The organism is Nocardia sp. NPDC050412 (genome assembly GCF_044458825.1).
Taxonomy (GTDB): Bacteria; Actinomycetota; Actinomycetes; order Mycobacteriales; family Mycobacteriaceae; genus Nocardia.
The window spans coordinates 31,084-51,383 of the sequence record NZ_JBITIJ010000012.1; the positions used below are offsets into that span (position 1 = coordinate 31,084).

A 20,300-nucleotide genomic window follows, 5' to 3' on the forward strand; every position below is an offset into this window, starting at 1 on the left:
GCCTAGTCTGTTCGGGTTCGATCAGGTACGGCAAGGAGTCGCGGTGGGCATATCACTCGTCAAGGGACAGAATGGCCCGCTCGCGGCATCGAATGTCGTTGTCTCGGTGCGATCCATCGCCCCGGCCGATGTCTCGGCATTATTGGTGACCGAAGCCGGCCGCGTTCGCACCGACGCCGATTTCGTCTTCTTCAATCAGCCACAGGCGCCCGGTGTCGAACTGCGATCGGGAACGCCTGCGGCGCTGGCCGTTTCCGCGGCCCAGATACCCGCCGATATTGCCCAAATACGGGTGGTTATCACTTTGGACGAATCCGGGGCAACTTTCGGGCAATTCGCGCCGCCGGTTGCGACTGTTGCCGACGGAACAGGAAATGCACTCTACGAGTATGTGATCGAGGGACTCGACAGCGAATCTGTTGTTATCGCACTGGAACTGTATCGGCGTAATTCCGAGTGGAAAGTCCGTGCGGTCGGGCAGGGCTATGCGGGCGGTTTCGCCGCGCTGGTCACCGACCACGGGGTGAGCGTCGACGACGAGCCCGCGCCGCCCGCCACCGCGGAGGTCCGCACCGTGCCCGGCGAAGCCGAACTCTCCTTCGAGAAGCGCGCCCAACTCGACCTGCGCAAACGCGAAGTAGCCAAGGTCCTGATCAACAAGAACGCCTTTGGAATTCGCGCCCGCGTCGTCCTGGTCATCGACAAGACCCTCAGCATGAGCAGGCAATACAGCAAACAGGTCGTGCATCGCGTTGTGCAGCGGATGATCCCGGTGGCCACCCAGCTCGACGAGGACGGCACCCTGGAGGCCTACCTCTACGCGTTGTCCTTCGCGAAACTGCCCGATATCACCGTCGAGCACGCCGAGGCATGGGCCCAGACCTTCTTGCACCTCACCGGCACTCACCAAGGCATCGACTATGCCGGGATCGGCGGTCGCAATGACGAACTGCCGATCATGCGCGACATCATCGCATCGCTGCGGCCCGGCGATGCGCCGACCCTGGTGCTGTTCTTCACCGACGGCGGCTTCGCGAAGAAGCGCGAGATCGCCGCACTCATGCGCGATGCGTCCCGTCTGCCCGCCTTCTGGCAGTTCGTCGGCCTCGGCAGGGCCAACTACGGCCTGCTGCGCACCCTCGACGAAATGTCGGATCGGGTCGTGGACAACGCGGGCTTCTTCGCCCTCGACGACATAGACCAGGTGGACGACGCACAGCTGTATGCCCGGTTGCTGGGCGAATTCCCGGACTGGCTACGCGCGGCCGGCCGAGCGGGCATCCTGCGCTGAATCGTGCCGGTCCGCAGTCGAAGTCGCGAACTCAGCCGATGACCGCGTTCATGATGGTGCCCGCACTGGTGGCGATGACACCGCCGATCATGGCGCCGGCCACCATCTTCGGGGATTCCAGACCGCCGCCGCTCCACTTCTCCCAGGCGAAGCGACCACCTGCGTAGATGATGGCGCAAATGCCGGCGAGCAGCACGAACCAGGTGAAGTAACGGACCAGTTGAAGAATCTTGTCGGACACCGGAGGGGCCTCGGGTGTGGGATTGCCGATCTGTGCCCAAGTGTCGTAAACGGCGGCCAGGATCATCTCGTGTTGCTCATTCTGGATGCGGGACAAGGGGGTAACTCGCTCTCCGCGATGGTATCGGTTTCTCGGCGACCGTGCAGTCACGATCCCGGCGAGGTTGCGAGACGACTCGATGTGCGGATCATGGAAAGGGCGTAATGGTCGAGGAGTAGACGATGAACATCTATCTGATGTCGATCGGCGATGCCTATGCGACGTTGGCGCAGATCCAGAATCCGACGCCGCAAGCTCCGCCGCTATCCGACAAGCTGCTGCAGATGGTGCGCTATCTGACCTGGTTTGCCCTGCTGTCCGGGATAATCAGCATCATCTATGCGGGTGGGCGGTTCGCCTGGGAGAAATGGAGCGGCGGTGCGATGCAATCGCCGAAGATGGTGGCGGGCGCCTTGATCGGCGGTGTCGTTGCCACCAGTGCGGGCACGATTATGAATTCGATTCTCGGCACCGGCTGATCGGCGAAAACCCGTCCGCATCGCCGCTTGACCGATTTATGGCAAATATGTGGCTATACTCCGGCTGATCTCTCTCGAAGTTGTCCGACCTGATCGGGAAAGTAGGGAGAAGGCATGAGTATGTCGCGGCGATCTATGCTGCTGGCCGGTGCCGTTACGGGCGCGGGCCTGGTCGCGTGCGGCAAATCGACGAACTCCGATAACGTGGCGAGTTCGAGTAACGTGCCACCGAGTGATCCGCGGTCGGTCGCGACCGACGCCTATATTTATGGATATCCGTTGGTGCTGATGGATGTCACGCTGCAGTCGAATACCGCCGCCGTACCCGCCAATCGGATATGGGCCGTCAGCCCGGTGAATCCCGGGATGAATACGGTGGTCATGCCGAATATCGACACCCTTTATGCCACCGCCTGGCTCGACGTGGGTACCGAACCGGTGGTGCTGCAGGTTCCGCCGATGGACGGCGACCGGTATTGGCTCATGCAGATCATGGACGCCTGGACCAATACCGCCCACAATCCCAGCAGTGTCGCACCACGGGTACGCGCCGGTCAGGACCCGCCCTACGGCTACGTGATCACCGGCCCCAATTGGTCTGGTGCGCTGCCGGATAACCTGACCAGATTGGCGATGCCGACCGCGACCGCATGGCTGATCGGTCGCATCGAGTTGCGCGGCCAGGCCGACCTCGCCGCCGCCGAGAGCGTGCAGCAGCAGGTGCTGCTCGCACCGCTGAGCGCGTGGCTGCGCGGTGAACGGCCGACTCCGGTGATCAATCCCGATTTGACCGCCCCGATCGCACCTCCGCAGCAGGTTGCGCGGATGGACGGGCGCACCTTCTTCGACCGGCTGTGCACACTTATGCTCACCAACCCGCCCGCTCGCGACGATGCCCCCGCGCTGCAGCGGTTTTCGAAGATCGGCATCCGGCCGGGCGGCACTGCGGGTGCCCCGGTCGCCGATCTCGATGCGGCGGTGGCGGCTGGCCAGATGCGCATCCCGGACTACGCCAATCCCAAAGCCAGACGTGTGAACGGCTGGGGTTTCGCGACGAACCTCGGCACCTACGGCACCGATTACTCACTGCGTGCCTCGACGGCGTTCAGCGCACTCGGCGCGAATCTGCCGGAAGACACCGTCTATCCGGAGATCAGCGCGAATGCGGGGGAGCAGGGTGCGCCGCGCTCGTACCGGCTGCATTTCCCCGCGGACCGGACTCCGCCCGCGCGGGCCTTCTGGTCGCTGACTGCCTACACCGCGGAGCGCTTTTTGGTGCCGAACCGCGCGGGCATCTACTCGGTCGGTCATCAGCGTCCTGTCGTAACGCTTCCGGACGGCTCAGTGGAACTCGCTATCCAGTTCGCGGAGCCGGGAAGTGATGTGCCGTATGGGAATTGGCTTCCTATACCGGAAACCGGCACCTTCCGGCTGGCGCTTCGCCTGTATGTGCCCGAGGAGCGCGCGCTCGATGGTCGCTGGCAACCGCCGAGTCTGAATCGAGTCGGATGAAGGAAGGTTCATGAACGTCTCGCCCAGAACCGCACTCGGGCTTGCCGTGACAGGTGTCGAAGATATTGCCATCGACGGGCATTGGCTGCTGCCCGTCCTAACCGCAGTGCCGTAGGAGGCGTGAAACCATGGGCCGCTTGGCTTTCCCGATATCGGTCGCGGTCGCGGCGGTTCTGGTATTCGCCGCGCCCGTCGCCGCCGCCGAGGTAGGTGATGAGGACGGTGTGCCGTCGCGAACCGCGTTCTCCTTCCGTTCGGTGGTGCCCGGCGTCCAGTGGGGCACCAGCAACGAATACGAGATGCGCACCGGATTGTCGCTGGTAAAGCTCTATATGGTCGACTACGCGCTGCATCGAGGCGACGGGTCGGCGACGGATCTGGCGTTGGCGGAGCGGATGATCCGCTATTCCGACGACTCCGCGGCCGACGCACTCGGCGCGAAGTATCCGCAGGCGATCGACGCCATTGCCGCGGAGTACCACCTGACCGCTACCAAATCGGGCCCGGCCTGGGGGATGTCGTACACCAGCACCGCGGATGTGGCCACCTTCCTGGCGACCAAGAAGCGCACCGAACCCGGTTCGCCGATCTTCGGCTGGATGGCCGCGGCGGGTGAGCAGGCGGCCGACGGAACCGCGCAGGATTGGGGTACCGCGCGGCTGCCCGGCGTCGAGGGCAGCAAATGGGGCTGGTCCGACAGCGGACCGCTGGAGGTGGCTTCGGCATCGTTCGGCGAAGGGTTCGCGGTCGCGGCGCATACCCACGGCACACCCGAGGAGCAGACGGCCGATGTTTCGGCCACCGTGCCATTCTTGATTCTGGCTCTGCTCGCGCGCCTGACGGGATAGGTGCGGGTCAGTCGTCGCCGTCCCAGGTCCAGTGCGGTACCGCACGGATCGGGTGCAGTTCATCGTCGGACTTGGCATGCGAATTCTGTTGTGCCACTTGGGCACCGAATTCGACATGTTCGCGCACCGCATCCCGGAAGGCCGGATCGTCGAACAGTCCCGCCTCCTCGAACGCCGCCAGATACAGCTGGGCGAAGCGCTCGCGCTGTTCGTCGGTGATTTCGAGGCCGCGGTGCACGGCGATGATGTAGTCGAACCCGAGGTTGCGCGTGAAACGGTCCGGGCCGCCGAAGGATTCGGCGGTGAACCAGGTGAGATGGTCGACGTGCGTCGGGCGCCGTTCGGTGAACTGGGTTTTCAGCACCGGATCGGCGAGCACCTTGTCGTAGAAGGCTTCTTCGACGCGATGCAATGCCTCGTCGCCACCGGCGTGCTCGTACAGGCTGGGCATGGGGACCTCCGAACGGTGACCTGTTGGGTCCTATTACAGGCTGGCCCGCTCGGTCGCGTCCACAGTTTCGCGATAAGCGATCAAGCGAGCTATTGATAGCTATTAGCTATCTCTAATGGGCGGTCGCGAGCGGGCGAACCGAAGTTAACGGGGTTTACTAAACATTATTCACAAACTCTCGGATCTGTGGTTTTATCGGCTTCGGAACGTGTTCCACAGTTCCTACCGCCCCGCTGGCTGCCATTCCCCGTGTCGTGAGGTCTGCAGCCCAAGTCAGACCGCTAGGAGATAGCCGTGACCGTGACCACGCCATCGATTCCCGCGGGATTCGACTTCACCGACCCCGATCTGCTGTCCACCCGCCTGCCCATCCAGGAATTCGCCGAGCTGCGCCGGACCGCCCCGGTCTGGTGGTGCGCGCAGTCCGGGCGGGCCAGCGGCTTCGATGACGGCGGCTATTGGGTCATCTCCAAGCTCGACCACATCAAGGAGATCTCGAAGAATCCGGAGGTGTTCTCCTCGCACGAGAACACCGCGATCATCCGGTTCAATGAGGAAACCACCCGCGAGCAGATCGACATGCTCGGCAATATGCTGATGCTCAACCAGGATCCGCCGCAGCACACCAAGACCCGCCGCATCATCTCCAAGGGCTTCACCCCACGTGCCGTGGAGAGCCTGCGCGCGGCGCTCACCGAGCGCGCGGCCCGAATTGTGCACGAGGCCAAGCAAACCGGCCGCGGTGACTTCGTCGAACAGGTCGCCTGCGAACTGCCGCTGCAGGCCATCGCCGAATTACTCGGAGTTCCACAGAACGACCGCAAGAAGCTGTTCGACTGGACCAACCAGATGATCTCCTACGATGATCCGGAGTTCGACGGCAATCACCACGCCGCCACCGCCGAGGTCATGGGCTACGCCTGGAATATGGCCGAGGAGCGGCGCAAATGTCCGGCCGACGATATCGTCACCCAGCTGATCAATGCCGATATCAACGGTGAGAACCTCGGCTCGGACGAGTTCGCGTTCTTCGTGATCCTGCTGTCGGTCGCGGGTAATGAGACCACCCGCAATTCGATCACCCACGGCATGAAGGCCTTCGTCGACAATCCGGACCAGTGGGAGCTCTACAAGCAGCAGCGCCCGCGCACCGCGCCGGATGAGATCGTGCGCTGGGCCACTCCGGTGACCGCATTCCAGCGCACCGCCACCCAGGACACCGAGGTCGGCGGCCAGCAGATCAAGAAGGGACAGCGCGTCGGGCTGTTCTACAGTTCGGCCAATTTCGACGAAGACGGATTCGAGGAACCGTTCACCTTCAATGTGCTGCGCAACCCGAACCCGCACGTCGGCTTCGGCGGCACCGGCACGCACTACTGTGTCGGCGCGAACCTGGCCCGGCTGCAGATCGATCTGATGTTCAATGCCATCGCCGACGTGATGCCGAACTTGCGTCAGGTCTGCGATCCGGTGCGGCTGCGCTCGGGTTGGTTGAACGGCATCAAGCGCTGGGAAGTCGAATACGCTTGAATTCCTCTATGAACACGTCCAAGCCGCGGGGGCGGGCACCGGTGGTTTCGGATGCGGATATCCGCCGGGTGGCCCGCGCACTGCTGGTCGAGCACGGTCCCGATGCGGTCACGCTGCGGGCGATCGCGCGCGAACTCGGCATAACCGCGCCCGCGCTGTACCGGTATTACAACTCGCGCGAGGACCTGTTGGAGAGTCTGCGCCTGGAGTTCTGCGCGGACCTCGCGGCCGAGCTGTCCGAGCAGATCGCCACGCTGCCCGATGACGGCGCGGTGCAGTTCTTCGCCATCTGCAAGGGATTCCGGCGCTGGGCGCTGGCGCACACCAGGGAATTCACCCTGGTGTTCGCCTCGCCGGGCGCGGGCCGCGCGCGCATGCTGCGCCGGTTCGACGAACCGTTCGGGCGGATCTTCCTCGCGGCCGCCGGTCGGCTGCTGGCCACCTACGATGTTGTGACCCCGCCGACCGATGTGATTCCCGCGGAGCTGCGCGATGATCTCGTACTGTTCCAAACCGAGCTGCTGGCAGCGCTTTCGGAGTCCGGACAGAAACTTCCGGCCGAAAAGCTCGACCTCGGCGTGACGTATCTGATGATCCAGATCTGGGCCCGGCTCTACGGGCACGTCACTCTCGAGGTATTCGGGAATTATCCGATCCCGCTGTCGAATCCGGAGATCCTGTTCGAGGCGATGCTGGCCGATCTGGGGCGCACGGCCGGGCTGATCAGCGAGTGAGTCGGCGGGAGAGCCATTCGGCGTAGCCGATGCCGACCGCGTCGCCGTTTCCGTTCAGGCAGAGGGCACCGGACCGAAGGGCGCGTCCGGCGCGTCCCGGGATCGGCACCGGGAGTGGAAGCAGCTTGCGGCCGGTGTGTTCGCGGTAGATATCGGCCAGTTCGGTGAGGGTATGCACGGTCGGTCCGGCGATATCCGGGATGCGTCCGGCAGGGCCGTTGTCCACCGCATCGGCGAGTCTTGTCGCGACGGCGTTGACGTCGATCGGCTGTATCTTCGCCGTCGAGCGCGGTGCGAGCCGCCAGCGTGCCGATAGGGCGAGGATTTGGGTGACGAGTTCGTGGAATTGGCTCGCGCGCAACAGTGTCCATGGGATTTCGCCGGTGGTGACTACCTGCTCCTGCTCCACCTTCGCGTGGTAATAGCCGAAGGGGACGAGATCGCAACCGACGATGGAGATTTCGACGTGATGGCCGATAGCCGCCTGCTGCTCGGCCGCCAGTAGACGACGCACGCCATCCACCATGACCGATCGGGTCCGGCTGCGGGCGCTTACCGCGTCGACGACGGTGTCGCAGCCGTCCAGTGCGGACTCCAGCCCGGAGCCGGTGGCAAGATCCGCGGACCGGTGCTCCAGTGTTCGATCCGCCGGGGCGCTCCGGCTCACCACGCGGACCTGATGTCCGCGCGCATTCAGTTCTCGAACCACCGAGGCCCCCAGTACCCCGGTCCCGCCGATTACCGCAATCCGCATGATCCCACTCCCTCCAAACGGCCCTGTTCGGTATGTCGCACGCTACGGCGGCGCGCCGCGCGGCTCAACATGCTTCATCACATATGCCTGGTTCGTCACATCGGTGTTCCGGTGCACGACCGCATGCGGTATCTGGATCAGATCCGCGCACCCTTCGCGCGGTTGCAGGAGCGACAGAGGATCTGCAGATTGGTCGCACTCGTCGCACCACCGCGGCTCAGCGGGATGATGTGATCGAATTCGAGGTAGTGGCCATCGCCGCATTCGACGCACTTACCGCCGTCACGTTGCCATACCTCGGCCTTGACCTCCTGCGGGATGCTGCGCGTGTCGCGCTGGCCGGGGGTGAGGACCAGGCGTTTGGCGACCCGTAAAGCCCCTTCCAGCGCGGCCGCGACGTAATCCGGATCGTCGACATCGAAGATGGCCCCACCGCGGGACGAGGTCGCCGCGACGACCACCGAACGCTGCTCGACATGCACCGAAACCACGCGGTTCCACGGCAATTCGGTGCCGGTATCGGTGCCGACGAACCGCAGCTTCTTATTGCTGGCGATCAGCCTGCCGTCGGTTAGTTTCGGTCCCCTGGCGAGCTGGCGGACGTGCACGGCGGGCAGATCGACATGGACCTTCTCCTCCGGATCCAGATGCAGGCCGGGCGTTCGCACCACCGGCAGATCACCTCCGCGCAACCGCGACAGCGTGCGCCCGCGATACATCCGCCTGCGCAGATCCTCGACCAGCGGTCCGCTGAGCGCCAACTCCTCGATCGCGTATTCGAACGCCTCGAACTCGGTCTGCTCGATCTCGCCGTCCGCGAATGCGAACGCGACCAGCCGCTCGACATAGGTCAGCGCCACATCCCGCAGCGCCGCCCGGCCCAGACCCTCATCAATTCGCTGATACCGCAGCGACGCCCACAACGCATCCCACTCCGCACCGCGCGGCCCGGCTGCGGTCAGGGCCCGCCAGGCCTGGGTATGCCAATGGGTGAGGAATTCCTCGATCTCATGCTCGCAGCTCTGACACGGCGCGAGCCCACCGAACAGCTTGCGGCGCCGGGGATTTCCGCACCGCTCACAACCGCGCGGACCAGGCCGCCGCCGTTCGTATGTGGCACTGGTCCATTCGACCCCATCCCACCACCGCATCCGTGCGGGGTTCTCGGGATCCGAATGCCAGTCCGCGCGTTCGGGATTCGGCGGTGCTGGTATCGGCGGCTCGACCTCGTGCCGCTGGCGCTCGAGGTTTACCCGCATGCCTGGTTGCGGTCGGGCGGGGCGCGCGTCGGCCGAGTCCGGGCGATGGGCGGCTCGGTCACCGGGCCCGGTGGCGGCGGTGTGGCGCCAAGCCTGATCTGCCCGGTTTGCGCCTAGCGTCCGTGGTCGGGTCGGTGCCGCATCGGGCCGAGCATGCTGTCCAGTCGGGTCCGCGTTGGCGGCGTCCTGGTCCCAGGGTGCAGTGTCGTACTGCCGGGAATCGGGCAAACCGGCCAACGCCGTGCCCATCGAGACACGTTGCTGCACTGGAGAAGTGGGTATCCGATCCGCGCGCGAGCGATCGGGTGTCGGTTCGGCGGGGTCGTCGATGGTCACGCCGAATTCGGTGACGAGTCCGGGGAGCCCGCTGTCCCACCCCTGGCCGATCGCGCGGAAGCGCCACTGGCCGTCGCGGCGGTAGAACTCGCCGAACATGATCGCCGAGACCGCATCGGGATCGGTGATCTCGAACCGGGCGATCGGCCCGTGCGCGGCCTCGATGGTGAGGGTGAGATCCGTGATGTCGCCGAAGGTGCCGTCGTCGATCGATCCGGCGACCACGATCCGCGCCACATCGGATTCGGTGCGCGGTAGCGACACGCTCAGCCGCGCCGTCCCGGGGGCCGGTTCTTGATCGAGCGTCACCGCCTGCGACATATGTCGGGGTGCATTGAAGAACACCAGATCTCGATCCGTGCGCACCGTCCCGGCCTCCGCGAGCAACAGCGCATGCGCATCCACGGCATGCCCCGACCGCCATGAAACAACCACGGCAAGAAGGGAAGTCGGCACCGCCGCGTTGGCCCCTTTACTGAGTTTCATCGTGCTCGAACTATGCCACGAACCACCGACACGCCGACTCCGGCGGTCCATATCTTCGGCGGTGCGAGCGAGTCCGCGCCGACACGACACAAACCGGTCGGTCGGGGATATCCGGCCTGGAGAGCGATGGGTGCGGCAGAGTGAAGGGATGACTACCCCGAAGGGAGGGGGCCGCAAGGCCTCGACTCCGAAGGCGCCGGGTGGGCGAGTGCCGAGTCCCGGCGATGTTCTGGCGGCCGCGCAATCGGCGGTGGAAGCGGCACAGTCGGCGGCGAGTCAAGTATTGGATGCCGCACAACTCACGGCTGGTCAGGCCTTCGATGCGGCGGTGCGCCTGCCACCGGCCTCGGCTCAGCTGGCGGCTGCGCTCCCGGATCTGATCGAGAGCCTCTCGATCGCCATCGACCGGCTCAACTCCACCATCGACCGCCTGGACCGCACCCTGGCGCTGGCGGACCCTGCCTTCGCCGCATACGACCGACTGCTGCCCCGGCTGGAGGCGATGATCGGCCTCGGCGAAGACCTCTTCATGGCCCTCGCCAAACTCCCCGGTGTCTCCCTCCTCGGCCGATTTACCGGCAAATCAGCCGATCCTCCCGCGCCACCACCCGAACCCCCGAAGCGCACCCGCCGCCGCAAGTAACAGGGCTCAATGGGGTGCGGCGCGGTAGGTGGCGGCGGCTTTGAGCAGGGTTTCGTGGTATTCGTCCTCGGGGTCGGAGTCGAGCACGATGGCACCGCCCGCGCCGATGCGCCAGTGTCCGTCGTGGCGGACGGCGGTACGGATGACGATATTGAGATCGGCGGTGCCCGCTAGGCCGAGGAAGCCGATGGTGCCCGAATAGATGCCGCGCGCTTCGGTTTCCAGTTCGTCGATGATCTCCATGGTCCGCAACTTGGGCGCGCCGGTCATCGAGCCGCCCGGGAAACACGCACGCAGACAATCGATCACATCGACATTCGGCCGCAGTGTGCCACGCACGGTGGAGACCAATTGGTGCATGGTCGAATACGTCTCGGTGGCCATCAATTTCGGCACGTGCACACTGCCGACCTGGCAGACCCGGCCCAGGTCATTGCGCAACAGGTCGACGATCATCAGATTCTCGGCCCTGGTCTTGGGACTGTCGGCCAGTTCGTGCCGCAGCTGCTCGTCCTCGGCGGCGGTGGTCCCGCGCGGCGCGGTGCCCTTGATCGGCTTGCTCTCCACGGTGCGGGCGCGGTCCACCTTCAGGAAGCGTTCCGGTGAGGAGCAGGCGATTTCGAGATCGTCGAAGCGCAGATACGCCGCGTACGGCGCGGGATTGCAGCGGCGCAGCGTGCGGTAGAAATCGAGCCCGTCCGATTCGGCGGCGGCCATGGACGCGCTATCGGTAATGCAAATTTCGTAGGACTCGCCCGCAAGTAGCCGCTCCTGGCAGACGGCGATATCGGCGAGATACCGCTCCCGCCCGCGGGTGAACAGCGGCGCGACGGCGGCGGTATCGGAGCACACCTCGAGTGTCGGCGGATTCGCCCATGTCGGTAGGGATTCCAGGACCTCACGGGTATCGCGCAACCAATCCGCGCCCGCCCGAAGGGCTTCCGGCGTGGGATCGGTGAGCGCGAGCAGATGGGTGCGCCCGCCGACATGGTCGACGACCACGATCCGATCGGCGAAGATCCACTGCGCGTCCGGTGTCGAGGCGCGATGCGCCGCATTCGCGCCGCAATCGGCCTTCACCTCATAGCCCAGGTATCCGACGTAACCACACGCGAAATCGAAAGGCAGATCAGGTAGTTCGGTATGCCTCAGGTGTAGCTGTCCGGCGAGATAGTCGAGAATTCCGCCGGGTACGGTCCGCCGATTCCCGTCCGAGGATTCCACCGTCACCTTGTTCTCGCCGACCCGGTAGCGGATCACCTCGGCCAGCGGTCCGCTGGCATCGCCGAGGAAGGAGAACCGATCCAGTCCCGGTTCGACATGTTCGCTGTCGAGCCAGAATGCGGTGGGGGAGTTGCCGTATAGCCGCAGGAACGCGGCCTCGGTATCGATCGCCCGCTCGATCACCGCATGCCGCAGCTGCCAGGAGCGCCGGGATTCGCGGAACTCGTGTCTACCCGTCAGTGGTTCGGCATTCTCGAACGGTGCGATGATGCTCGATCTAATGCGATGGCCCGCAGTAAGTTTCGCGAAGTTGCCGAGCAATGCCGCACCGTACTCGCTGGCGATCGATTCGGGATGGAACTGCACCCCCCAATGCGGTCTGCTCCGGTGTCGCACGCCCATGATCACCCCATCGGCCGCGACGGCGGTGATCTCGAGGCTGTCCGGTAGCGGCCGCTGCGCGCACAGTGAGTGGTATCGCACCGCGGTGAAACCCTCGGGCAGCCCGGCGAACAGTTCGTCACCGTCGTGCTCGATGTGATCGAGATAGCCGTGCCGCGCGATGGGTGCGGTCCGCACGATGCCGCCCGCCGCGACGACGAGGGCCTGATGTCCGAGACAGACACCGAGCAGCGGCAGTTCGGTCTCGCGGATCACCGCGGCCGAGATGCCGATATCCCGACCGACATCAGGACGACCCGGTCCGGGGGAGATGACGACATTGTCGAAGCGTTCCAGCCGCAGCCGGGCGATATCGTCGACCCCGTCATTGCGCACGACCGTGGGTTCTTCCCCGTTCACCTCGCTGATCAGCTGATAGAGGTTGTAGGTGAACGAGTCGTAATTGTCGATCAAGAGCGTGCGCATCGTGCTCCGAACCCTACGCCGCACCGGTCGAAGCAAACTGTTGTCGTGTGCCGTCAGTTAGGTTCGGCTCGTGCCTGCGCCCTACTATGGCCGAAGCAAGGCGTAGAGGTGAGATCGTGATAGTTATTGATGTTCATGCTCTCAGGCGACAACTGATTTGGAGAGAACATGGGTAACTCATCGGGTACGCCCAGAACCGAGCAACCCGCTGAACCCTTGGTCCGCGACGTGACTGGTGGGGTGCCCGCCGACCGGCCAGAGGTTCCGGAAGGCGGGGGAGCCGTCGACTTCGCCGTCGTCGGTAAATGGATGGACGAGCAGGGCCTGCCTGCCGGTGAGTTCGAGGATGTGACCGCGCTCGGCGGCGGCACGCAGAACATCATGCTGCGCTTCGCCCGCGGAGGTAGGCACTATGTGCTGCGTCGCGGTCCGAAACATCTGCGCGCCAAGAGCAATGACGTCATCCGGCGCGAGGCCCGACTGCTCGGCGCGCTCGACGGAACCGGCGTGCGCGCGCCGAAGGTGATCGCCGCCTGCCCGGACGAATCCGTCCTCGGCGCGGTGTTCTACCTGATGGAGCCCATTACCGGATTCAATCCGCAGAACGAACTGCCGCAACCGCACGCGGGCGATCCGGAGATCCGGCGGCAGATGGGCCTGTCCGCGGTCGAGGCCATCGCCCGTCTGGGCTCGCTCGACTATCAGTCGCTCGGCCTGCAGGACTACGGCAAACCGGACGGCTTCCTGGAGCGTCAGGTGCCGCGCTGGCTCGGCGAACTCGAGTCCTATTCGGCCAATGCGGGGTATCCGGGCCCGGAGATTCCGGGCGTGCGGCAGGTCGGGGAGTGGCTGGATCGGAATCGGCCCGCGCAGTGGACGCCCGGCATCCTGCACGGCGACTGTCACTTGGCCAACATGATGTTCTCCTACGACGGTCCGGAAGTGGCCGCGATGGTGGACTGGGAGATGTCGACCATCGGCGACCCGCTGTTGGACCTCGGCTGGCAGATCGCGACCCGTCCGGAGCCGGGCACCACGGGTGCGGCGCTGATCGGCAAACTCGGCGCTGTCGGCGGTCTGCCGACGCCGGAGGAGATGATCGAGCACTACGGCAAGTTCTCCGATCGCGACCTGAGCAATGTCACCTGGTACACGGTGCTCGCCTGCTTCAAGTTGGGAATTGTGCTGGAGGGCACGCATGCTCGCGCATTCGCCGGCAAGGCGCCCAAGCAGGTCGGTGACTTCCTGCATGCCATCACGCTCGAGCTCTTCGGGCGGGCGCATCGTCTGATGGATTGAAACTCCGTGTCGGGATCTTGCCGATAGCTGGCTGAATATCTATCGCTGAGGATATTCAGCCAATCTAAGGTGGGCGCATGCCGATCGTTCCCGACGTCAAGAACTGGACCTGGGTCCTCGAACGCTCCTGTCTCGAATGCGGATTCGATCCGGAGTCGGTCACCTACGCGGCGGTGCCCGATCTGGCCCGTGAATACGCGGGCCGTCTGGCCGCGACGCTCGGGCGTCCCGACGCGGCCGCCCGTCCGAACGACTCCACCTGGTCGGCGCTCGAATACGCTGCCCACGTTCGCGACGTCTGCCGAATCTTCACCTATCGCGCGGCCATCGCGGCCCGCACGGATGCGGTGGATCCGAAGGTGCCCGGGTTCGACGCGAAAGGCCTCGACTCCGCCGACGGTGTCCCGGTGTTCTCGAACTGGGATCAGGACGTCACCGCTGGCGCCGACCAATACGACAAGCAGGATCCGCGAAAGGTCGCCGGGGAGCTGAGCGACGCGGCCGAGGCCGTCGCGCGCGCCTTCGCGTCGGTCCCCGAAGCCGCCCTCGGCAACCAGGCGCGACGCAGCGACGGTTCGGTCTTCACGGTCGAATCGCTGGCCGTCTACTTCCTGCACGACGTAATCCACCATGTGCACGACGTGCGCGGCTGAAGTCGGGCAATATCGGACCGGGACGGGTTCGCGGGCGTGGGGAATTGGAACGCGTTCGGGTGTTCTGTCAATCCGTGTCGACGAATTTTCGATCCAGTACTAGAACGCGTTCCAGTTTTCTCGTAGTGTGGGTGCAGTCACATAGAAGCCCGTGCATGCGAGAGGTCGACACGAATGAAGACGAAAGGCGCGATCCTGTGGGGGACCGACCAGCCGTGGTCGGTGGAGGAGATCGAGGTCGGCGATCCGGTATCCGGTGAGGTCCAGATCCGGATGGAAACCGCCGGTATGTGCCACTCGGACCACCACATCGTGACCGGCGCGACGCCGATGCCCGCATTCCCGGTGATGGGCGGCCATGAGGGCGCCGGCGTGATCACCAAGCTCGGGCCGAACTGCCCCGCCGATCTGCAGGTCGGCGACCACGTGATCCTGTCGTTCATCCCGGCCTGCGGTCGCTGTCCGGCGTGCGTGAGCGGCAATATGGCGCTGTGCGATCTGGGCGCGGGCCTGTTGATGGGTCAGGCCATCAGCGACGGCACCTACCGCATCCAGGCGCGCGGTGAGAATGTCATCCCGATGTGCCTGCTGGGCACCTTCTCGCCGTATATGACGGTGCACCACACCTCGGTCGTCAAGATCGACCCGAGTATTCCGTTCGAGGTCGCCTGCCTCGTCGGCTGCGGCGTTCCCACCGGCTTCGGTTCTTCCACCCACGTCGCCCAGGTCGCGCCCGGCGAGACCGTGGTGATCGCGGGTATCGGCGGTGTCGGCATGAGTGCGCTGCAGGGTGCGGTGCTCTCCGGCGCGTCCAAAGTCGTTGCCATCGACCCGAATCCGTGGAAGCGCGAGCAGGCGCAGAAGTTCGGTGCGACCCATACCTACGAGAGCATGGCCGCCGCCATCATGCCGCTGATGGAAGCCACCGAGGGGCGGATGGCGCAGAAGGTCATCCTGACCATGGGTGAGATGCACGGCGAATACATCGAAGAGGGACTCATTCTCACCGCCAAGGCGGGCACCCTGGTCGTCACCTCGATGGGGCGCATGGACGAGAACGACGTCAAGCTGAACAGCTTCCTGCTGTCCATGCTGCAGAAGACCGTCAAGGGCTGCATCTTCGGCGGTGGCAATGCCCGCCAGGACGCGCCGCACCTGCTGTCGCTGTACAAGTCGGGCCAGCTGAACCTCGACGATATGGTGACCCGTCAGTACTCCCTGGAGCAGATCAACGAGGGCTACCAGGACATGCTGGACGGCAAGAACATTCGCGGCATCATCAAGTACACCGAGGCCGACTGGTAATCCCCTGGATCCCGCTCGCCTAGCTCGTCCGCGACCTGCGTCACCAACTCGCACCGAACCAACTTGCCGAGCGGATTCTCACCGTCCCCGCCGATGCTGCGCTGACGACTTGGGTGCCGCGCACGAATTAGCACGCCGCGCATGAATTTGCCCGGCGAATCGATGCGTGGCGAACAAAAACGTGCGCAGCATCAGCGGGTGCAGCGGAGCAGGGCATTGCGGAGGTTGCGGCTGCGAACGTCGTCGAGGACGGCGAGGCCGAGGCGGTTCATCGAGTAGCCGAAGCCGAGACCGGTTGCCGGATCGGCGAATCCGAACGAGCCGCCGAGGCCCGTGGTGCCGTAGGCGCGTTTATCCGAGCCGAAACGGAACGAGCCGCGGGATTTGCGGAAGCCCAGGTGATAGCGAGACTTGGTGTGCAGCACCAGATCGTCGGCGGGCACGTCGTCGGCGGCGGTGGCGGCGAGCCGATCGAGCACCGTCTCGTCGATCGGCAGCGCACCGGTGCGACCCGCCGCCGCGCCGTACGTCTTGGCAAGCGACCTGGCATTGCCGACGCCATTGGAACCCGGCATCTCCAACTCGAGCAGCTCGCGCCTGCTGGCCCGCGCCGGTGCGCCGATGCGCGGATTGGTCAGTGCCGCATGGGAAAGTCCGCGCTTGGCGAAGATCTCCGCGCCGATGCGCACCGGAATATCGCGCTCATAGCGCAGGATGTCCGTGCCCTCGGTGGCGGCCAGGGTGGCGATCCGGTCCATGCTCTGCTCGGCGGGCAGACCGATGAAGAAGTCCAGGTCGAGTGGTTTCGCGATTTCCTCGGCGAAGATCCGGCCGAGGGTGCGGTGTTCCGGATCGGCGCGGCGCACGAGTTCGCCTTGATATAGGCCGAGGGTGATGGCGTGGTAGCCGTGCCGAGTGCCCGGCCGCCATGCGGGCCGCTGCGCCGCGAGGATCGTTGCGAGACCGTCGAGATCGGCGATCTGCGGCAGGCGCACCACGGCATCGAGTCCGGAAAGTCCGGCCTGATGGTCGATCAGCTGACGCACCGTGACCGCGCCCTTGCCCTGGGCGGCGAACTCCGGCCAGTACTTCGCGACCGGCTCTTCGTAGTCCAGCAGTCCCTTCGACGCCATCGTGGCGACCACGAACGCGGCCATGCCCTTGGTCGAGGAGAAGACCGGGACGATCGTGTCGCGTTCCCACGGCAGGGTCCGGCGGCGGTCCCGATGGCCAGCCCACAGGTCGACGACCGGGCGGTCGCCCGCGTAAACGGCCACGGCAGCGCCGATTTCGCCGTGCTGGGCGAAATTGCGGCGGAAGGCATCGGCAACGGGGCCGAAACCGGCCGCCACATCGCCGTGGATGGTGGGTGCGCTCATGATCGGTTGATGGTACCGGCGGTACCGACTTTCCTGTGCGGACGGTGCGGACATGCCGGGAACGGGCGTCTCGTACGCTCAATTCGTGCGTGCATTCGAGCAGATCAAGGACTGGCCGGTTCGGCATGCGGCGGCGGGTGTCGTCACCCGGGACGGGGCGCGGACGGCGGGTGAAACCGAGCGCGTATTCCCGCTCGCCTCGGTGACCAAGCCGCTGGTCGCCTACGCGGTGCTCGTCGCGGTGGAGGAGGGTGCGGTCGAACTCGATCAGCCCGCCGGGCCGCCGGGAGCTACCGTCCGGCATCTGCTCGCGCACACTTCCGGCATCGCCTTCGATACCACCGAGGTGATCGCCGCTGCGGGTACGCGACGCATCTACTCCAGCGCCGGATTCGAAATTCTCGCGGCCTTCGTCGCGGAGCAGACAGGGATCGCGTTCCCGGAGTACTTGCGCGAGGCCGTATTCGAACCACTCGGCATGACGGCCTCGGTGTTGGCGGGTCCGGCTGGACATGCGGGCCGGTCCACCGCGGCGGATCTGGTGCGCTTCGGTGCGGAACTGCTGGATCCCCAGCTGATTTCGGCGCAGACCCACGCCGAGGCGACCACGGTCGCGTTTCCGGGACTCAACGGTGTGCTGCCGGGTTACGGATCGCAGCGTCCCAACGACTGGGGACTCGGATTCGAGATTCGCGACGGGAAATCACCACACTGGACCGGCGGATCGAATTCCGCAGGTACCTATGGCCACTTCGGGCAGTCCGGCACATTTCTGTGGGTCGATCCCGAATTAGGGGTGGCGAGTATCGCTTTGAGCGACGAGAATTTCGGCGACTGGGCACGGGAGGCATGGCCCGTCTTTTCCGATGCGGTGATCGCCGAGGTGAACCTGGCTCGGAACTCGGTCGCGAAGTAACAGGTCGGACACGCCTCCGAAGTAACATGTGTAACTCGGGGCACTCCAGTACACTCGGGCAACGCCAGTACGACGGATCGTTGGGGAAGACGTTTCTCGTCGATTGCTGGAGGTGTCAGTGGTGCGCGCATCGAGTCAGTTCGCCGACGCGACGGCGGGTGTGGTCTATATCCACTCATCGCCGGCTGCGCTGTGCCCACATATCGAATGGGCACTCACCTCGGCCCTCGGCTCACCCGCGAAATTGCGCTGGACCGCACAACCCGCCGACGGTCAGCTGCGCGCGACCACCGACTGGATCGGTCCGGTCGGCACCGCATCGCGAATTGCCCAATCCTTGCGGTCCTGGCCGGTGCTGCGCTTCGAAGTCACCGAGGACCCCAGCGACGGCGTCGACGGTGAGCGCTACAGCTTCGTCCCGACCCTCGGCCTCTGGCACGGCTCCACCTCCGCCAACGGCGATGTCACCGTCGGCGAAATGCGTCTGCGCGCCATGCTGCAGGCCAACCGCGAACTCGGCAACTACACCGGCTACGACCTGGCTACCGAGCTCGACCGTGCACTGGGCACCCCGTGGGACGAAGATCTCGAGATCTACCGCTACGGCACCGAATCCGGCGCCGAGGTGACCTGGCTGCGCCGCGACGTGGGCTGATCGCACACTTGCGGTCGAGTGTGCAACCGCCCTCTCTACCAACCACTTTCGGTGCAATTAGGAGCCGCCGTTGGCCGACATGGGGATAACCCCGAGCTCGGTCCGAAATCGAAATGGCCGTAACCCCTCGGTCGCGGCGAGGATCGCGCGGCGGTCTGACGGATGTCGCCGGTCAGCGGACCCGGGAAATCCGATATGCGACTCCGTTGTGTGCCTGTCACCCGATCAGGTGCTCGAGTGCGAGTTGTTGTAGTCGGACGAAACCGAAGTCTCGTTCGGCGGTCTTATCCGGGTCGAAACCGTCGTCGTCACGCAGGAATGCCTCGATCGATTCGCCGTTGTCGAGGGTGGGTTGCGCAAGGTCGAGGACGCCGGAGTAGGCCATTGCCTCCTGCACCCGGGAATCGGCGCGGAAGGCACATGCCTTGTCCGCCAGCATCAGATAGGTCGCCATACAAGCCTTGGCCGATTCCCATACGCCGGTGAGATGTTCGGTGCGCGAGGGCTTGTAGTCGAAGTGCCGTGGTCCGGTGTAGCGCGGGCCGTCCGGATAGCCCGGGAAACCGTTTTCCAGCAGATCGACGGTGAAGAATGCGGAGATCAGATCGCCGTGTCCGAAGACCAGGTCCTGGTCGTATTTGAGACCGCGTTGGCCATTGAGGTCGATGTGGAACAGCTTGCCGCTCCACAATGCCTGGCCGAGGGCGTGCGTGTAGTTGAGGTTGGCCATCTGTTCGTGCCCGGTCTCCGGGTTGAGGCCGACGATATCGCCGTGCTCCAATTCGGCGATGAGGGCAAGTGCGTGCCCGACGGTGGGCAGGAAGATATCGCCGCGCGGCTCATTGGGCTTGGGCTCCAACGCGATTCGCAGATCGTAACCCTGTGACTTGATATATCCGGCGACGGTATCCAAACCCTCTTTGTAGCGTTCGAACGCGGCGAAGATGTCCTTGGATCCGTCGTACTCGCTGCCCTCGCGCCCGCCCCACATTACGAAGGTGGTGGCGCCGACCTGTGCGGCCAGATCTACTGCGCGCAGGACTTTGCGCAGACCGAAGCGGCGGATCGAGCGGTCGTTGGCGGTCAGCCCGCCGTCCTTGAAGATCGGATGTGTGAAGGTGTTGGTCGTGACCATCTCGATGGTGAGACCGCAGCGATCGGTCGCGTCTTTGAGGCGCGTGAGGTTGCGCTCCTTGGTGGCGTCGTCGGCATCGAACGGGAATACGTCGTTGTCGTGGAAGGTGATTCCCCAGACGCCGAGTTCGGCCAGGCGTTCGGCGTACTCCCACGGTGCGAGTGTCGGTCGGGTCGGCAGGCCGAACGGGTCGGTCCCCGTCCAACCGACCGTCCACAGCCCGAAGGAGAATTTGTCGTCGGTGGTGGGTTGACGGGTCACGCG

19 protein-coding genes are annotated in these 20,300 nt (G+C 65.0%); 12 read left to right on the top strand and 7 right to left on the bottom strand.

Features of this window, described 5'->3' with window-relative positions:
* Nucleotides 1-43 precede the first annotated feature (43 nt).
* Nucleotides 44-1,291: a VWA domain-containing protein gene (locus ACIBI6_RS29615; RefSeq protein WP_396958547.1), complete on the top strand. Its 1,248-nt coding sequence runs from the start codon at nucleotides 44-46 to the stop codon at nucleotides 1,289-1,291.
* A 31-nt stretch (nucleotides 1,292-1,322) separates the two neighbouring features.
* Here the strand turns inward: ACIBI6_RS29615 and ACIBI6_RS29620 are convergent, their stop codons facing one another.
* Nucleotides 1,323-1,598: a hypothetical protein gene (locus ACIBI6_RS29620; protein ID WP_364345652.1), complete on the bottom strand. Its 276-nt coding sequence runs from the start codon at nucleotides 1,596-1,598 to the stop codon at nucleotides 1,323-1,325.
* Between the two features lie 155 nt (nucleotides 1,599-1,753).
* Between ACIBI6_RS29620 and ACIBI6_RS29625 the strand changes: the two genes are divergently transcribed.
* The 3 genes from ACIBI6_RS29625 (at nucleotide 1,754) to ACIBI6_RS29635 (ending at nucleotide 4,410) form a co-directional block, all read left to right on the top strand.
* Nucleotides 1,754-2,050: a hypothetical protein gene (locus ACIBI6_RS29625; RefSeq protein WP_364345650.1), complete on the top strand. Its 297-nt coding sequence runs from the start codon at nucleotides 1,754-1,756 to the stop codon at nucleotides 2,048-2,050.
* A gap of 114 nt (nucleotides 2,051-2,164) precedes the next feature.
* On the top strand, nucleotides 2,165-3,562 hold the full coding sequence (locus ACIBI6_RS29630) for a DUF1254 domain-containing protein (RefSeq protein WP_364345648.1): 1,398 nt from the start codon (nucleotides 2,165-2,167) through the stop codon (nucleotides 3,560-3,562).
* Nucleotides 3,563-3,690: 128 nt separating this feature from the next.
* Nucleotides 3,691-4,410 carry a hypothetical protein gene (locus ACIBI6_RS29635; protein ID WP_364345646.1) on the top strand — a complete coding sequence of 240 codons (720 nt, stop codon included), beginning with the start codon at nucleotides 3,691-3,693 and terminating at the stop codon, nucleotides 4,408-4,410.
* Between the two features lie 7 nt (nucleotides 4,411-4,417).
* On the opposite strand, the gene ACIBI6_RS29640 is transcribed toward ACIBI6_RS29635, so the two are convergent.
* Nucleotides 4,418-4,861 carry a group II truncated hemoglobin gene (locus ACIBI6_RS29640; RefSeq protein ID WP_364345644.1) on the bottom strand — a complete coding sequence of 148 codons (444 nt, stop codon included), beginning with the start codon at nucleotides 4,859-4,861 and terminating at the stop codon, nucleotides 4,418-4,420.
* 300 nt (nucleotides 4,862-5,161) lie between these two features.
* Here ACIBI6_RS29640 and ACIBI6_RS29645 point away from each other — a divergent pair, with 300 nt between their 5' ends.
* Together ACIBI6_RS29645 and ACIBI6_RS29650 are read left to right on the top strand one after the other, a co-directional pair.
* The gene (locus ACIBI6_RS29645) at nucleotides 5,162-6,391 is read left to right on the top strand and encodes a cytochrome P450 (RefSeq protein ID WP_364345729.1); all 1,230 of its coding nucleotides are present in this window, start codon (nucleotides 5,162-5,164) and stop codon (nucleotides 6,389-6,391) included.
* 8 nt (nucleotides 6,392-6,399) lie between these two features.
* Nucleotides 6,400-7,125 (top strand): TetR/AcrR family transcriptional regulator, encoded by a 726-nt coding sequence (locus tag ACIBI6_RS29650; RefSeq protein WP_396958548.1) that lies wholly within the window; start codon nucleotides 6,400-6,402, stop codon nucleotides 7,123-7,125.
* On the opposite strand, the gene ACIBI6_RS29655 is transcribed toward ACIBI6_RS29650, so the two are convergent.
* Together ACIBI6_RS29655 and ACIBI6_RS29660 are read right to left on the bottom strand one after the other, a co-directional pair.
* Nucleotides 7,115-7,879 carry an SDR family oxidoreductase gene (locus ACIBI6_RS29655; RefSeq protein ID WP_396958549.1) on the bottom strand — a complete coding sequence of 255 codons (765 nt, stop codon included), beginning with the start codon at nucleotides 7,877-7,879 and terminating at the stop codon, nucleotides 7,115-7,117. The two genes, ACIBI6_RS29650 and ACIBI6_RS29655, sit on opposite strands and share 11 nt — an antisense overlap.
* Before the next feature lie 137 nt (nucleotides 7,880-8,016).
* On the bottom strand, nucleotides 8,017-9,960 hold the full coding sequence (locus ACIBI6_RS29660) for a TerD family protein (RefSeq protein ID WP_396958550.1): 1,944 nt from the start codon (nucleotides 9,958-9,960) through the stop codon (nucleotides 8,017-8,019).
* A gap of 148 nt (nucleotides 9,961-10,108) precedes the next feature.
* Between ACIBI6_RS29660 and ACIBI6_RS29665 the strand changes: the two genes are divergently transcribed.
* Nucleotides 10,109-10,603 (top strand): hypothetical protein, encoded by a 495-nt coding sequence (locus ACIBI6_RS29665; RefSeq protein WP_364345636.1) that lies wholly within the window; start codon nucleotides 10,109-10,111, stop codon nucleotides 10,601-10,603.
* Nucleotides 10,604-10,609: 6 nt separating this feature from the next.
* Here the strand turns inward: ACIBI6_RS29665 and pabB are convergent, their stop codons facing one another.
* Entirely contained in the window at nucleotides 10,610-12,694 is a 2,085-nt protein-coding gene (gene pabB / locus ACIBI6_RS29670) for an aminodeoxychorismate synthase component I (protein ID WP_396958551.1), read from the bottom strand.
* 309 nt (nucleotides 12,695-13,003) lie between these two features.
* Here pabB and ACIBI6_RS29675 point away from each other — a divergent pair, with 309 nt between their 5' ends.
* The 3 genes from ACIBI6_RS29675 (at nucleotide 13,004) to ACIBI6_RS29685 (ending at nucleotide 15,951) form a co-directional block, all read left to right on the top strand.
* Nucleotides 13,004-13,993, top strand: a complete 990-nt coding sequence (locus tag ACIBI6_RS29675; protein WP_396958643.1) for a phosphotransferase family protein — start codon at nucleotides 13,004-13,006, stop codon at nucleotides 13,991-13,993.
* A 77-nt stretch (nucleotides 13,994-14,070) separates the two neighbouring features.
* Entirely contained in the window at nucleotides 14,071-14,646 is a 576-nt protein-coding gene (locus tag ACIBI6_RS29680; protein ID WP_396958552.1) for a DinB family protein, read from the top strand.
* A gap of 174 nt (nucleotides 14,647-14,820) precedes the next feature.
* Nucleotides 14,821-15,951: an NDMA-dependent alcohol dehydrogenase gene (locus tag ACIBI6_RS29685; protein WP_364345630.1), complete on the top strand. Its 1,131-nt coding sequence runs from the start codon at nucleotides 14,821-14,823 to the stop codon at nucleotides 15,949-15,951.
* Nucleotides 15,952-16,142: 191 nt separating this feature from the next.
* Here the strand turns inward: ACIBI6_RS29685 and ACIBI6_RS29690 are convergent, their stop codons facing one another.
* Complete coding sequence (locus ACIBI6_RS29690) at nucleotides 16,143-17,330, bottom strand: serine hydrolase domain-containing protein (protein WP_364345628.1); 1,188 nt, start codon at nucleotides 17,328-17,330, stop codon at nucleotides 16,143-16,145.
* 85 nt (nucleotides 17,331-17,415) lie between these two features.
* Between ACIBI6_RS29690 and ACIBI6_RS29695 the strand changes: the two genes are divergently transcribed.
* Nucleotides 17,416-18,246: a serine hydrolase domain-containing protein gene (locus ACIBI6_RS29695; protein WP_396958553.1), complete on the top strand. Its 831-nt coding sequence runs from the start codon at nucleotides 17,416-17,418 to the stop codon at nucleotides 18,244-18,246.
* 121 nt (nucleotides 18,247-18,367) lie between these two features.
* Nucleotides 18,368-18,901: a DUF3145 domain-containing protein gene (locus ACIBI6_RS29700; RefSeq protein WP_364345624.1), complete on the top strand. Its 534-nt coding sequence runs from the start codon at nucleotides 18,368-18,370 to the stop codon at nucleotides 18,899-18,901.
* 217 nt (nucleotides 18,902-19,118) lie between these two features.
* Here the strand turns inward: ACIBI6_RS29700 and xylA are convergent, their stop codons facing one another.
* Nucleotides 19,119-20,297 (bottom strand): xylose isomerase, encoded by a 1,179-nt coding sequence (xylA, locus tag ACIBI6_RS29705; protein ID WP_364345622.1) that lies wholly within the window; start codon nucleotides 20,295-20,297, stop codon nucleotides 19,119-19,121.
* Nucleotides 20,298-20,300: the final 3 nt, after the last annotated feature.